The organism is Streptomyces sp. NPDC029151 (genome assembly GCF_055564315.1).
Genome location: NZ_JBVHWQ010000013.1, coordinates 22399 through 34702 on the forward strand (window position 1 = coordinate 22399; position 12304 = coordinate 34702).

Consider the following 12304-nt stretch of genomic DNA (forward strand, 5'->3'; position numbering starts at 1 on the left):
ACTCGCCGAGCGCAGCGGTGCGGGTCCCGTCCCCGGACCATGGCCATATCAGGCGAAGTCTCCTGCTGTGATGCCGTCGGGATGGCCCGACGGCCACTCCACCAACTCGATCCGGTACCCGTCCGGGTCCGTGAGCCACGATGTCCTCGGGCCCTGAGGACCCCCCGGATACTGGACAGGCCCCGGCCTCAGGCCGACGTCGGTCAGCCGCTCCACTGTGCCGGCCAGCGTGTCCACCTGGATCGCGAGGTGGTCAAAACCGCTGCCGACGTCGACTGGTCCGTCGCCCAGGCGGTGGACCAGTTCCAACGAGGCCGACGGTTCGTCGGGGAACTTAAGGATCACCAGGTGAGCCCCGTCGCCGACCTCGACCCTGCCCAGCTCGGCATAGCCCAAAGCGGTGTAGAACACGAGCGAACGGTCCAAGTCGCTGACTCGGTAGGAGACGAAGAGCGTCTTCACGCGGCCTCCTCCGGTCGGCGCACCCGGTAGCGCAGATGGGTCACGTCTTGATCCTCGAGTCGTCGGACGAGGTCGAGTTCGATGTGCTCACCACCCAGGTGGTCGAACAGCCGTCGGCCGCCCCCGAGGAGGACAGGAATCAGGTGGATCTCCGTCTCGTCCAGCTGCCCGGCTCGCAGGAGCGCCTGGGCCGCCCCTCCCCCATGGACCATGACCGTCCGCTTGCCGGCGGCTGCGCGAGCCTGACGCGCGCAGTCCTCGACATCGGTGACGAAACGCGTGTGACCGGGGGGCACGTCCCCGTCATCCACCTGGTGGGTGAGGACGAAGATCGGCACACCGGCGTGGTGTTCGCCCTCCCAGCGCCCGGCGAGTTCGAAGGTGCGGCGGCCAGAGATCAGCGCACCAGTCGCCAGGGCCTCTCGGTAGACCTGGCCGCTCGGACCGTCGGAGTCCCGGTCGTCGAGCCAGTCAAAGAGTCGTCCACCGTCGCGCCCGAGCTCCTGCCCTGGCCTGTCGTCTGGACCGGCGATGTAGCCGTCGAGCGACATCGACATGTACAGCCGAATGAGATTGTTCATCCTGGGCTCCATCCTCCTGACAACGGCGATCCGGCCTTTGCGGTCCGCCAACGGGGCCGCTTGTCGCAAGGAAGACTGCAGTGAGTCGGCAACCTCATCGGCCCGCCACCGTTGCTGGTCACGTCCCCTGGCGGCGTCACCCTTTCGTGGCAGTACGGCTTGTCGCCTGTTCCGCCGTGGTAAGCGAGGCGTAGAGACTCGCGCGATCAACGCGTGGGCGGCTGATGTGCGCAGGGCGCCCCGGCCCGCCCCTGCGCCCGTACCGCGCAGCGCAGGCAGCGCGGAGCGGTTCACCGAGGTGACAGGAGGCAGGACAGCAAGGCACTATTGCCGTGCTTCCTGCCGACGCGGGGATGAAACGGTGGCGTGTGCATTATGGGCTGCGCAGCTCATGCGCCGCGTCCACAGCGGCCACGCCACCAAAACGGAACAAGCTCTCCTGGCCCGCGCCACCACCACGCCGATCCCCACCGCCCGGCACCCGCAACACGACACCGGACCCACCGACAAGCCGGCGCAGCAGAGCAACGACGACGGCCAAGGCGCCGACAGCGAACACAACCACATCGACGACCTCGACGACACGCCCTACCACGACCTCAGCCCCAGCCCGGCCGCCGGATTCGGGCTCTACGACGCCTACGAGGAAGCCGACAAGTGGTGAACCCCCGCCCCCACCCCACAGCACACCAACCGAGCAGCGCACCCGCCGAGGCGTGCAGCGGCACCACGGTCGAGCCGTGCTGGCCCCTGACCACCTGGCAGGGCTGGCACCGCTTCGCCACCACCGATCTGCCCGCCCCGCCCCAGCCCGGCGGCCCGCCCCGCAGCACCGACGAACGCCTCGCCTACCACTCCAGCTTCGTCACCATCCGCACCCCCGCCATCAGCCAACTCGCCACCCAGGTCCGCACCCTGATGATCCTCGGCCGCCACAAGCACACCACCGCACGGCCCTCCCTGATCGTCACCGGACCCGCCGCGGCCGGCAAAACCACCGCCCTCCTCCATGTCGTCCGCGCCTGCCACCTCGCCCACACCCGCAAAAACCCCATGCCGCCCGGATCAGCCCACGCCACAGCACCCGTCGCCTACGTCCTCGTCCCGCCCGGCGCCACCGCGAAAACCCTCATCACCGAATTCGCCCGCTACCTCGGCATCCCCGTCACCACCCGCATGACCCGTTCCAGGCAGCCAAGCGCCGCCAACAGGTCATGCCGGAACCGAAGCCCAGCTCCTGGGGCAAGTACTCCCACTGGATGCCGGTATGCAGCACGAAGAGGATCCCGCACAGCGCCTGCCGGTCCGGCACCCGCGGCCGGCCCTCCACCAACTTCGGGCCCGGTTCGGGCAGCAACGGCTCGATGAGCGACCACAGTTCATCCGACACGATCCACGGCCGGGACTGACGTGTTCCCACGAACAGACCAACGACCACCCAAGCCGAAAGTCACATGATCAACGACTTCTGTTAGGACCTTTTAGGGGCTGGAAGGCGCAACGGCAGGTCAGACAGGACGAACAGGTACACCCAAAAGGTCTGCACCCGACTAGGTTCAGGCTGAGAGCGTCAGCACTTCTCTTTCCGCGCCTGCTGGATCAGCGGCTCGGCCTTGTCCAGCGTGAAGGTTACCTGCCAGGTCTCGGCCGCCCGGTGCAGGGTGTCGGCGAACTCCTGGTAGCCCTTGTTCTGTTGAGCCGCGTCGGCGGCGCGGTTGGTCGCCGTGTTCAGGTACTGCTCGGCGGTCTGGTAGTAGGGGTCGGTCAGATTGGACGGCCGGGGGCGGGCGAGTTGGTCGGTCAGCTGCTGCAGGGAGGCGCAGGCGGACTTGGCAGACTCGCGCGCTGCCACCGTGGCCTTGGAGGGCGTCGAGCTGCAGGCCGCCAGGGCGAGCGTGGACGCTAACAGCAGGTGCAGGGGTACCAGCTGACGTCGACTAGTCATGGGTCAATGCTAGTTAGCATTACGGCCTGCCCGCCCGGAAATCCTCTGGGCTCGCAGCCGCCGTCCGGCTCCGGCCCGCCTCTGGGCCTTGTCTGCTCTGGCCGGACGGTCGGTCCTTCGGCGACGGGGGTCAGGGGACCTTCCACCTGTATGACGTCTGGGGTTCCTCGCAGGCACAGCACGAGGCGACGGTCAGGCTCGGCGGCGCCGAGGTCGGTTACGTACACGCGGGCGCGGGTCCGGGCGGTGGTGATCTCGGCGAGGCGTTGCAGCTCCGGCCACGTGCAGGGCAGCAGGACGTCCTCCAGCGCGGCGTGCGGAGAACAGGCCGGGGAACGACGTGCGCGGACACGGAAGTGCGCCACTGGATCAGGGCCGAGGACGCACCCGACGAGTACGACCGGCAGTTGCGCGAGGAGGAGCAAGCCGAGCACCGGCGAATGGCGACCTGGGTCGACAGCCTCACCGACGACGAGCGGAAAGCTCGAGCAGGCGCGTTCCGCGGCCGCTGCCGGCCGGGACCTGCGCGCCGAGCTCGCCGCGTACGTCCCCCGGCAGGCGGGCCGAAGAGCGGAAGTATCGGGCTGGGCAGCCCAGACAGACCCGGACGCACCGCACAACGGTGCCGACGAGCAACTCCCCCCACAGCAGCCGGACGCCGGGGTGTCGTCTGCGTGGGTGCGGTCAGTCGAGCGCGCGCACTACCAGCCGCAGGAATTCTATGACTCCTCGCCCGATCCACCCGAGCAGCCCTGTCTCCGCAGCCAGATCGGCAGCGTCCGCGGCCGTGTCGGCGCCGGTTCGGCGGCCGGAGCCCGACCGACACGCGCCGGGGCCCGGCAGACGGTGTGTGCCGGGCCCCAGCCGGGCAGGACATGCGCCAACACGGTTTGCGGGGTGTCATGATGCGGCGGACTCGCGACCCGTACAGCTCAGGAGCGCCGCTGGCTCGGTGAGCCGGTCAGCGGATGCCATGCGCGCGGTCATACCGTCCTCCAGGGCGTCGACGTCGGCGACGCGCCCGGCCAGCTCCGCGACGGCCTCGGGCGAGCCGAACACCACGGCCCGGTGCAGCGGCCGGTCCCCGCACGGCAGCGCCTCCGGATCGGCGCCTGGTCGAGCCGTCGCCGGATGTCCCGGTGATTCCGCCAGCCCTCCCAGCCCTCCCCCGGTCCCGCCCCCATGCCGCCTCGCGCGCCCCGCCCGACGGCACCCTGCCGCACACCGACCACCCTTGCAGACGGCTCCGACAACGCCACCGCCGTCACGGCGCCGCGGCGGGCCATGGACGCGGCGCCCTCGCCGAGCACCCCGACGCCCACGACTGCCGCCGTCTACCCCAGCACCTGTCTGTTCCAGGGCAGCAACGTCTCGGGGGGCCGCGACGACGCAGCCTTTCGAGATCGTCGGAGCGCCGTACGACGACGCGCTGATGAGGCTCCGCGAAAGTCCCCACCCCCTACTCGGGCTCGGGACAGACTTGCTCACCAGGCCCCCCATGTGCCCCCATGGCGCCGGCCTGGGGCGGCGCGGCAGCCCTCCGAAGTCGCCCGTCAGCCAGCCGCACCCCGGGGTGGAACGGCCTGTGTGGGGCCGGGTCAGAGGGTGGCGAGGAAGTTCCGGACGGTGGTGGCGAAGGCGTCCGGGGCAGTCGTGTACAGGAGGTGGTCGGCATCCAGCTCAGCGAACGTGGTGCCGGGGCGGCGCTCGACCATGGCGGCGGCCTGGTCGGCTGGCAGGGTGCCCTTGGTCGCGCGGATCAGCAGGGCGGGGCAGCTTGTGGCCGTCCAGTGGGCCCAGTGGTCGCCGTGCACCTGGTCCTCGGAGTGGTACATGTCCTGCGGGTGGAAGGGCAGGCGCCAGATGCCGTCGGCGTTCTCGCGCAGGCGGTCGGAAAAGTACGGCGCGGCCGGGCCGAGCCCCTCGACCAGTGCCTCGCGGGTCGGTGCGTCGTAGGGCAGGTTCAGCAGAAACCCGAAGGGGTTAGTGCCGTCGAGGCCGAGGGCGACCGGGCCCTCGGCGTTGACGAGCGCGGCGACGCGCTCGGGGTGGCGGGCCGCGAACTGGTAGGCGTTGATGGCGCCGAGGGAGTGGCCGAGCAGGACCACCTCGCCCAGGCCCAGGTGGTCCAGGAGGGCCTCCAGATCCGCGAGGTAGCCCTCACGGGAGTAGTCGGCGGTGCGGTCGGACTCGCCCTGACCGCGCTGGTCCGGGGCGATCAGCCGCCACTGGGGGCCGAGTGCCGCGGCCAGCCCGGCGAAGGTGGCGCCCTCGGACAGGTGGCCATGCAGGGCGACCAGCGGCCGGCCCGTGCCGCCGAAGTCGAGGTATGAGAGCCGACGGCCGTCGATGGACAACTCGGCCCGGGGTGCGGTGGCGAGCGTGGTCGCGGTGAGGTTGGTCATGTCTGGTCCCCCGAAGAGTCGGCTGTGGTCGACGGCTTGATCGACGGGAAGATCGTACCGCAGATTCATACGAACGTGTAAGACATTTGTTTAACGGGCTTGCACGGTCGCGTGTCGGCCCACCCCTTTCGGCCGAGGAGACCAATGGGTCCGTGAACGTGAGGCCAGGGAGTGCCGCACCGCCAAGGCTGCGACCCCTCGGCGCCCGCCGACCATCATCGGGCGGGCCCCAAAGCGCTCTCCAGGAGCGGCGCGAGAACTGGAGGACATTGACCCCTCCTGGTGCCCCACCTGGCCGGTGGAGTGGCAACGCGCCTTCCACCTCACCCGGCAACACCTCCAGGGCCGGCGGCGAGCTGCCCACGACGCCGGGCGTGGTCGTGCACCAGGGCGAGGATCTCGGCCGGTGGGTGCGCTCGGTCCGACTCGGCTGGGACAAGCTCACAGGCGCCCGGCAGTGGCTGTGCGAGCAATCCTCGGAATCGAGCCCGCGGGCGAGGACGAGAAACCCGTGCCACGGCGCAGCCAGGCCGACAAATGGGCCCTCAACCTCGGCCGCCCCCACCCAGTACTACCAACGCGAAGGACACCTACGACTCCCCCGCGAACACATCGAGACCATCGTCATCGGCCCCTCCAGACCGCGCAACGGGGTTGAGAGTTGATGAATGGCTCATACCGCTGGGACCCTGACCGCGTGATGTGAGATGGTCCGCGAGTGACCGACAGCACTCGTGCAGCAACGACCTCTCAACGACCGGAGGACCGGGCTGCGTCCGCCCTGCGCTTCGGGACGGAACTCCTGGCGTGGGTGGCCACCCCCTGCGCCTTGGCGGACCACTCATGGCTGCTCGCCGTCGCGTCCGTGGTCGTTCTGATCGGCCTCCCTACGATCTTCTCGACCCCTGGGGACAAGGCCAACGTGATCATTCCGGTGCCGGGCTGGGCCACGATCCTGCTGGTGCTGCTCCAGGTAGTCGCGGCCGTGATCTCCTCGTGGGTGGCATGGCCGCCTGGGCCCGCGGTCTGTGTGACCCTTCTGGCTGCAGTCACCCTGGTCACCGAGCGTCGGCGCTGGCGGTGGCTGCTTTCCGCCGGTCGACTCGCGCACTGATCGACCCTTACAGGCCCTCGCCGCAGACAGTCGGAGAACGCCCGCCGATCTCGCGGCGATCCTGTCGCAGCGGATGCCGATGTCGGCCTTGACCACACCCCACCAGTCGAGGATCAGTGCGCCGGTGATGACGGTGTCCACGGGCAGGTGCCGGACGCCCCGGCCGCCGGAGCGTCGTCCGAGGCGTGAAGAGAAGAAAGCACCCGGCTCGGGGACGATGTGGCGGGCTGTTGTACCCGCCGAGCAGCGCATGCTGATCACCAGCACGTTCGACAGCGCCCAGGAGCAGCTGCTGCAGCTGCGCGGGGTGCAGACCGGTCCGACCGCCGACGTCGCCCGACGGCTGCCGCGCGGCCTCGGTCACAGCGTCGGCCTGATCGAGAACGCCTGGAAACGGACCGCGCTGGCGGCGGTGAACGGCAGCGTGCCCTTGCAGGACGTGGCCCGGTGGGTGGACATGCCCGTCGAGGTACTCCGCTCCGGGACATGCTGACCACGCGGGGAGACGGACACGCGGCGGCGGGTTTTCGCGTCCCGGCCCGTCCCACGCCGGTCCGCGGTCAGGCGCGGGTGCAGGTGAACGTGTTCATGTTGTCGCCCTCGATGTGCCGGATACGCAGGGTATTGCCCGCGTAGTCCACGCTGAGCGTTTCGCCGTTGCTGCTGGAGGAGCCGGGCGGTTGCCAGGGGAGGGACACGGAGAGGGAGTCGCCGATGGCGGCGGGCACGTTCGTGGCCGCTGCCTCCTCCAGGTCGCCCGGGTTTTCCAGGCTGCCCAGATGCTCCGGCACCTGCAAGGACAGTCGGCCGCGGGACAGGGACCAGGTGCCCTTCGTGCTCTGCCCGCCCGATTCCAGGCTCCAGACGCCGTCGTCGATGACCGCAACGAAGGTGGCCGGGTCCTCGTTGCCTATCTCCGCCGTAACCGACCACCTGCCGCGCATGAAAGCGGCGAAGGCCCGGCCGGTCACCGTCGGCTGCCCGCCGCCGGCGATCCCGTTCGCACCGTCGGTGCCGCCCCCGCCCTTGCAGGCGGCGATCAAGGACGCTCCGACCCCGAGGGCCAGGTAACGCAAGGCGGTCCGGCGGCCCACGACGCGGGTCACCGCTCGGACGTCACGCATACTCATGTTTTCCCCGTTCATGCCAATCACGACTCACGTCGATCAAGATCAAGATCAAGATCAACGAGAAGAGTACAGCGAAGCCCCGACCGGAGAGCGCCCACCTGCGACGTGGCAGCGCGCCTTCCACCTCACCCGGCAGCACCTCCAGGCTGGCGGCGAGCTCCCGTCGGGCCCAGCGACGCCGTACGCCAGGGCGAAGACCTCTCAACCTCGCCGCCGGCGGCCCGGACTCCTGCGGTGGCGGGGGCGGGCCACGCCCCGGCCGCCCTCCAACTTCGCCACGACACTGCCGGACGAGGAATGGCTGCCACTGGCCCGGCGCAGCGCCGAGCACATCCCCGCCCAGGACAACGCCGACAAAGTCGCCGAACGCGCTGCCCGGCACCCACGCAGCCCGTACGACGCCGACGTCCGTCGGCACGCCCGCACCCTGCTCCAGGCCACGTCAGGAAACGGCCTAGCCGTATCACACTGAAGGACTACCGCGTAACTGTGCGTCGCTGATCAGCTGGCGAAATCCGGGTCCGAGCTGGGTGCGGCGTAATGTGCGGCAAGTCGAGCGGCTCGTCCCGGCGGCCGGCCTCGTCCAGGACGGCGGCGGGCAGGACTCGGTCGATCTCCTCGGCGGCAGGGGCCGGGCCGAGTGCCGCGCGGACCCGCTGGTGTAGGCCTGCGGCCCGGTCGGGCGGGCAGATCTCCAGCACGAGGGCGGCCAGCCGGGCGCCTTCCGGGGCGGCCGGCCGGCAGCCGCACCATGGCCTCGATCGCCGGGTCCCACCACTCCCCCGCGTCTGCGGTGCCGGCGGTGGGCGGGTGGGCGGCGAGGTGGGCGGCGAGCACCCGCTCGTGCAGGTGCTGATCCGCGGCGGCGATCCGCAGCCAGGCCCGCATCCGCTCGGCCAGCGGGACGCCGGCCGCCGCGTCTGCTGCGGCGAGGTCTAGGACTGCGCGCCAGGAGCGGGCCCGTCTCGAGGATCGGGCCCAGGAAGACCTTCTCGTCCAGGACGCGGACCTCGTCCAGGTCGACGGAGGAATGCCAGGACTTCCTGACGGACGTCTCGATGTCGCGGCGCAGCAGGCCCGTTGCGGGCCGGGCGGCCCCAGCGGAACGGGCCGCCGGCGGCGTGGACGGTCAGGACCAGTTCCCGCGGCAGGCCGATGACGTCGTAGTCGGGCAGGCGGGCAGCCCACTCCCGGCGGAGGACCTCGGTCAGCTCGGGGAGCGGCTCGTGGCCGGTGTGCGCGCTGGCGCGCGGCGTGGTAGGCCAGGTAGCCGGCGTGCCCGAGGTCGACGGTGTCCTTCAGCAGTGCCTCGACGACGAGGAGCCAGGTCCCGTCGCGCGCGGGCGCTGGGCAGTTGCCCGCCCAGCTGGCCACGAGCCGGCGTGGCAGGCTCGCCTCCTCGGCCGGCACCCCGGCGGGGGGCCGGGCGGTGACGTGCGGGAGCAGCAGCCGTACGCCTGCGGGGGTGAGGGCGTCGGCGTCGGCAAGGCGCAGCAGCGCGCCCAGCACCAACGGTGCCGGCGGCGGCCAGCCGGACGGCGTTGTCGGCCAGCCACGGCCGGGCGGTGGCGAGTGATGCGGTGGCGAGGTACTCGAGGAACGGGGCGGCCGGCCAGGCGCCGGCCGCCTCGTCGGCCGTGGGCAGGTGCGGGGCGTGCTCGTGAAGGAGCGGTAGCCAGGCCGCGACCGGAGCGGAAGAAGAACGCGGTGGCGCGCGGGTCCGCCCAGCCGGCCAGTTCCCGCTCCTCCGCCTCGCCCGACTCTTTCAGGGCAGCCAGCTCGAGGACCCGCGCGGCGCGGCCGGGCAGCGGCACCAGCAACTCCCGGGCGGCGGCCAGAAGCCTGCGGTAGAGGGCGGCGGCGCCGGGTCGGCGGCGCCGCCATGGAGGGTGCCCGACGTCATGCTGTACAGCTCGGGCCACACATCCAGAGCCCTCTCCTGGAAGGCGCCGAGCCGGACACCCATCAGGCGCTCGGCGATCCCCGCCGCCCGGGCCCGGTGGTGGCCGCCCGGCCGCGCCAGCTGCCCGCGCAGGACCTCGGCCGCCTGACGCACGCGGAGTTGCTCCTCGGCGACGTCGCCGTTCATGCCCACGCCGCCGGCGGACGGGGCCGCGCGCCGGGCAGCAGCCTGCCGCGGTACGGCGGCGGGTTGCGGAACTCCGGTGACCGGGACGCGGCCGGCAACACCAATCTCCCCCGCCGATGCCGGGCGGTCCGGAGCGGTACCGGGCTCGCCGCCCGGCGCCGCAGCCGGCCCCCGGACGGGCCGGGGCCGGGGCGGGCATCGATCGCCTCGAGCAGGGCGGCGGCCGCGTCCTTCAGGCCCACCGCTTCCGGCGCGCCCGGCAAACTCAGCAGCGCATCGGCGGCACCGCGCAGACACGACTCCGCGACCTCGGCCGACCGCCGGAAAAGCCCGCCGGCCACGATCCGGCGCGCGTCCTGCAGAAGGTCCAGCGCCCGCAACCCCGCCTCACCCTGCGCGGCCAGCGCCTCGGCCAGGACCTCTTCGGGCGCCGGCAGTTCGCCCCCGCCGGCCGGCCGCATCGTCTCGTCGCTCACCGGTGCACCGTAGAGCCGACGGACCGGCCCACGGGCCGGAACCGGACAGCCCAGCCCGGCGGGCCAACGGAAGACCAACCCGAACGGCGGGCAGACGGGCGGCGGGCGGGGCGGGCAGGGAACTGCGGCGGGTCACTCCTCGTCGCGGGTCTTGTAGAACTCGTGCGCCTCGTTGACCAGCTCCGCCGCCGCCCGCGAGCACCGCATCTGCGCCTTCGCGTCACGACCGGCGTACCCCTTGGCCCGGCGCATCATCAGTTCCGCCGCCTCAAGCAGCTGTTCGGCCTCCAGCCCGAGCGGCTTGCGCTGCGTCTCCATCTCGATGTCGAAAACGACACCATTGACCTCGTTCAACGCGGCCTCCAGGCTCCCGCTGTCACACCGGTCCGGGTCCGTCACCACCTCCGTCGCCTCCTGCACCCAGCTCGTCAGGTGCGTCAAGAGCACGCGCCGGTACCCATCCCCCTCAGCCTCCACCGGATCCAGGACGACCTCTTCCGCCTGCACTGCGCCCATCCCTCTCACCTATCAGCCGCGGCCGGCGTTCTGCGTGACACCGGTCCATGCCGCCCAACGCCCCACCATCCGTTCGGGATACGCACACGCCTGCCGCGGAAGCCCAACCCGCCGCCGCCCACGCCTGGACCTGCCCGTGATGCTGCTGGCGGACCTCGCGCAGGCCGGCATCCGCATCCACGCGTTCGGCTTCAAGAAGGCCGGGCTGAAGATCGCACACAAGAGCGTGGTCTCGGCCGACAGCCTCGCCTGGACCTCCGGCGGCCGCCACGAGCGCGGATGCAGTGAGTCCCACCAGTGCGAGGACAACTGCATGCGCCACGCCCTGTGGTGGCGCCAGGACCTGCTCGACCACATCGCCGGCGCCCAGCGCAGCTGCCCATGACTTCGATCATCACGCCGCGGCCCGCCGACCTGCGGGCCATGCAGCTCGGCGACCACCGCGGTTTCACCCAGCGATGGCGCTACGGCACCCCAACGTGGCGCCACGTCTCCGAAGGCGGGTTCCGCGCCCAGCGCTACGCGTGATCGCCATCCCGGAGGCCACCGCAAAGGCCTTCGTGCAGCGGCACCACTACCTGTCCGGCTGGCCCGCCGTCCTCGACCAGGAGGCGCCGCTGGGCACCGGCGACCTCGCGGTCGAGGGACTGCCGCTGGTGGGCGTCCTCGGTGACGTAGGCGTGGGCGGTGCCGACGGATATGCCGAAGCCCGCGGCGATCTGTGCGAGCGTGTCGTGCTGGCGCAGGTAGACCAGGCCGACGAGAGCCCGCTGGTGGGGCGGGAGTTTGCAGCGGCGGTCACCCTCACGGGCGACGGTGAGCATGGTTACCCACTCGACCAGCGCGTGAGGCAGGTCGAGTGCAGCAGGATGCGACACCACCGAGGCTTCTGTGCCGATGAGTTGAGACGTCGAACACCTCTCTCAACGGCACAGGAGCCTCGTGTGTTGCGGTGCGCCAACCGGTCACCCGATCAATGGCCACTCCGAAAGATGTCACAGTTACGGAACAACCCTTAGGGTTGTTGCTTCGCTGACCGATGCCAGCCCGGATGCAGTCCGGCCGGTCTGCTACTGCTGTGGGTGTGAGGCAGCCTGGTAGGAGCTGGTGCGGTAACGACTGCGGAATTCCGCCAGGAGCTCGTCAGTCGCCTCGGCTCCGGCGCTCACGGCGGCGTGGACTTCGCGGAAGTAGTTTTCGTAGCCCGCGGGCGTGTAAAGACACAAGGCGCGTGCGGGAACCGAGCCCGCATTGCGGAAGCCGTGCGGGGTGCCGCGGGTGGCAGCGAGCAGATGCCCGGGACCGGCTGTCACCTCGCCGTCTCCTGTGTGGAGTGTCAGCTCGCCCTCGAGGACGTAGAAGTACTCGTCGTGTCCGTCGTGGACGTGCGGCCTGGCACCGATGGTGCCGGGGGTGAGGATGAACTCCTCGAAGGCGAAGCGTCCACCCGTGTGCTCCGCGGTGAGTCGGAAGAAGTGCTCGACACCGGCGACGTCGATGAGTTCGCCGTCCTGGGGGCGACGCAGAAGTGGGCGAACGGGAGACCGGGCCTGATCATTCATGACTGCATTGTGGCCCAGTCATCC

At 71.0% G+C, this 12304-nt stretch carries 15 protein-coding genes and 4 pseudogenes; 7 read left to right on the forward strand and 12 right to left on the reverse strand.

Features of this window, described 5'->3' with window-relative positions:
• Positions 1-48: 48 nt before the first annotated feature.
• Both ACZ4VF_RS34230 and ACZ4VF_RS34235 read right to left on the reverse strand, forming a co-directional pair.
• The gene (locus tag ACZ4VF_RS34230; protein ID WP_467930911.1) at positions 49-462 is read right to left on the reverse strand and encodes a VOC family protein; all 414 of its coding nucleotides are present in this window, start codon (positions 460-462) and stop codon (positions 49-51) included.
• Entirely contained in the window at positions 459-1043 is a 585-nt protein-coding gene (locus ACZ4VF_RS34235; protein WP_467930913.1) for a dihydrofolate reductase family protein, read from the reverse strand. The genes ACZ4VF_RS34230 and ACZ4VF_RS34235 overlap by 4 nt, the downstream gene beginning before the upstream one ends.
• A 361-nt stretch (positions 1044-1404) precedes the next feature.
• Here ACZ4VF_RS34235 and ACZ4VF_RS34240 point away from each other — a divergent pair, with 361 nt between their 5' ends.
• Both ACZ4VF_RS34240 and ACZ4VF_RS34245 read left to right on the forward strand, forming a co-directional pair.
• Complete coding sequence (locus ACZ4VF_RS34240; protein ID WP_467930914.1) at positions 1405-1707, forward strand: hypothetical protein; 303 nt, start codon at positions 1405-1407, stop codon at positions 1705-1707.
• Positions 1704-2186: pseudogene (locus ACZ4VF_RS34245) on the forward strand (hypothetical protein); the annotation flags it as partial. The gene ACZ4VF_RS34240 and the pseudogene ACZ4VF_RS34245, both read left to right, overlap by 4 nt.
• Before the next feature lie 25 nt (positions 2187-2211).
• On the opposite strand, the pseudogene ACZ4VF_RS34250 reads toward ACZ4VF_RS34245, so the two are convergent.
• The 3 genes and pseudogenes from ACZ4VF_RS34250 to ACZ4VF_RS34260 all read right to left on the reverse strand — a co-directional run.
• Positions 2212-2436: pseudogene (locus tag ACZ4VF_RS34250) on the reverse strand (transposase); the annotation flags it as partial.
• A 177-nt stretch (positions 2437-2613) separates the two neighbouring features.
• Positions 2614-2988, reverse strand: a complete 375-nt coding sequence (locus tag ACZ4VF_RS34255) for a hypothetical protein (RefSeq protein ID WP_467930915.1) — start codon at positions 2986-2988, stop codon at positions 2614-2616.
• 1598 nt (positions 2989-4586) lie between these two features.
• Complete coding sequence (locus ACZ4VF_RS34260; RefSeq protein ID WP_467930916.1) at positions 4587-5393, reverse strand: alpha/beta fold hydrolase; 807 nt, start codon at positions 5391-5393, stop codon at positions 4587-4589.
• Positions 5394-6111: 718 nt separating this feature from the next.
• On the opposite strand from ACZ4VF_RS34260, the gene ACZ4VF_RS34265 reads away from it, so the two are divergent.
• Positions 6112-6507: a hypothetical protein gene (locus ACZ4VF_RS34265; RefSeq protein WP_467930918.1), complete on the forward strand. Its 396-nt coding sequence runs from the start codon at positions 6112-6114 to the stop codon at positions 6505-6507.
• 51 nt (positions 6508-6558) lie between these two features.
• On the opposite strand, the pseudogene ACZ4VF_RS34270 reads toward ACZ4VF_RS34265, so the two are convergent.
• Positions 6559-6645, reverse strand: a pseudogene (locus ACZ4VF_RS34270) (hypothetical protein); the annotation flags it as partial.
• 112 nt (positions 6646-6757) lie between these two features.
• Between ACZ4VF_RS34270 and ACZ4VF_RS34275 the strand changes: the two are divergent.
• On the forward strand, positions 6758-7000 hold the full coding sequence (locus tag ACZ4VF_RS34275; protein WP_467930919.1) for a hypothetical protein: 243 nt from the start codon (positions 6758-6760) through the stop codon (positions 6998-7000).
• A gap of 67 nt (positions 7001-7067) precedes the next feature.
• On the opposite strand, the gene ACZ4VF_RS34280 is transcribed toward ACZ4VF_RS34275, so the two are convergent.
• Complete coding sequence (locus ACZ4VF_RS34280) at positions 7068-7631, reverse strand: hypothetical protein (protein ID WP_467930920.1); 564 nt, start codon at positions 7629-7631, stop codon at positions 7068-7070.
• Positions 7632-8179: 548 nt separating this feature from the next.
• Between ACZ4VF_RS34280 and ACZ4VF_RS34285 the strand changes: the two genes are divergently transcribed.
• On the forward strand, positions 8180-8302 hold the full coding sequence (locus tag ACZ4VF_RS34285) for a hypothetical protein (RefSeq protein ID WP_467930922.1): 123 nt from the start codon (positions 8180-8182) through the stop codon (positions 8300-8302).
• A gap of 1100 nt (positions 8303-9402) precedes the next feature.
• On the opposite strand, the gene ACZ4VF_RS34290 is transcribed toward ACZ4VF_RS34285, so the two are convergent.
• From ACZ4VF_RS34290 to ACZ4VF_RS34300, 3 genes are all read right to left on the reverse strand, one after another.
• Positions 9403-9726 carry a hypothetical protein gene (locus tag ACZ4VF_RS34290; protein WP_467930923.1) on the reverse strand — a complete coding sequence of 108 codons (324 nt, stop codon included), beginning with the start codon at positions 9724-9726 and terminating at the stop codon, positions 9403-9405.
• On the reverse strand, positions 9723-10202 hold the full coding sequence (locus ACZ4VF_RS34295) for a hypothetical protein (protein WP_467930924.1): 480 nt from the start codon (positions 10200-10202) through the stop codon (positions 9723-9725). Before ACZ4VF_RS34295 ends, ACZ4VF_RS34290 begins: the two co-directional genes overlap by 4 nt.
• Before the next feature lie 132 nt (positions 10203-10334).
• Positions 10335-10718, reverse strand: coding sequence for a hypothetical protein (locus tag ACZ4VF_RS34300; RefSeq protein WP_467930925.1), 384 nt, complete (start codon positions 10716-10718; stop codon positions 10335-10337).
• Between the two features lie 139 nt (positions 10719-10857).
• Here ACZ4VF_RS34300 and ACZ4VF_RS34305 point away from each other — a divergent pair, with 139 nt between their 5' ends.
• Positions 10858-11103 (forward strand): deazapurine DNA modification protein DpdA family protein, encoded by a 246-nt coding sequence (locus ACZ4VF_RS34305; protein WP_467931074.1) that lies wholly within the window; start codon positions 10858-10860, stop codon positions 11101-11103.
• Entirely contained in the window at positions 11100-11246 is a 147-nt protein-coding gene (locus tag ACZ4VF_RS34310; RefSeq protein WP_467930927.1) for a hypothetical protein, read from the forward strand. The genes ACZ4VF_RS34305 and ACZ4VF_RS34310 overlap by 4 nt, the downstream gene beginning before the upstream one ends.
• A 140-nt stretch (positions 11247-11386) precedes the next feature.
• On the opposite strand, the pseudogene ACZ4VF_RS34315 reads toward ACZ4VF_RS34310, so the two are convergent.
• Positions 11387-11599 (reverse strand): annotated as a pseudogene (locus tag ACZ4VF_RS34315) (helix-turn-helix domain-containing protein); the annotation flags it as partial.
• 189 nt (positions 11600-11788) lie between these two features.
• Entirely contained in the window at positions 11789-12280 is a 492-nt protein-coding gene (locus ACZ4VF_RS34320) for a cupin domain-containing protein (protein WP_467930928.1), read from the reverse strand.
• Between the last annotated feature and the right edge of the window lie 24 nt (positions 12281-12304).

Bases quoted from the DNA above. Each gene is read 5' to 3' on its own strand.
- ACZ4VF_RS34235 (WP_467930913.1), bottom strand. From the start codon at position 1,043: ATGAACAATCTCATTCGGCTGTACATGTCGATGTCGCTCGACGGCTAC.
- ACZ4VF_RS34255 (WP_467930915.1), bottom strand. From the start codon at position 2,988: ATGACTAGTCGACGTCAGCTGGTACCCCTGCACCTGCTGTTAGCGTCC.
- ACZ4VF_RS34260 (WP_467930916.1), bottom strand. From the start codon at position 5,393: ATGACCAACCTCACCGCGACCACGCTCGCCACCGCACCCCGGGCCGAG.
- ACZ4VF_RS34275 (WP_467930919.1), top strand. From the start codon at position 6,758: ATGCTGATCACCAGCACGTTCGACAGCGCCCAGGAGCAGCTGCTGCAG.
- ACZ4VF_RS34280 (WP_467930920.1), bottom strand. From the start codon at position 7,631: ATGCGTGACGTCCGAGCGGTGACCCGCGTCGTGGGCCGCCGGACCGCC.
- ACZ4VF_RS34290 (WP_467930923.1), bottom strand. From the start codon at position 9,726: ATGAACGGCGACGTCGCCGAGGAGCAACTCCGCGTGCGTCAGGCGGCC.
- ACZ4VF_RS34300 (WP_467930925.1), bottom strand. From the start codon at position 10,718: ATGGGCGCAGTGCAGGCGGAAGAGGTCGTCCTGGATCCGGTGGAGGCT.
- ACZ4VF_RS34305 (WP_467931074.1), top strand. From the start codon at position 10,858: ATGCTGCTGGCGGACCTCGCGCAGGCCGGCATCCGCATCCACGCGTTC.
- ACZ4VF_RS34310 (WP_467930927.1), top strand. From the start codon at position 11,100: ATGACTTCGATCATCACGCCGCGGCCCGCCGACCTGCGGGCCATGCAG.
- ACZ4VF_RS34320 (WP_467930928.1), bottom strand. From the start codon at position 12,280: ATGAATGATCAGGCCCGGTCTCCCGTTCGCCCACTTCTGCGTCGCCCC.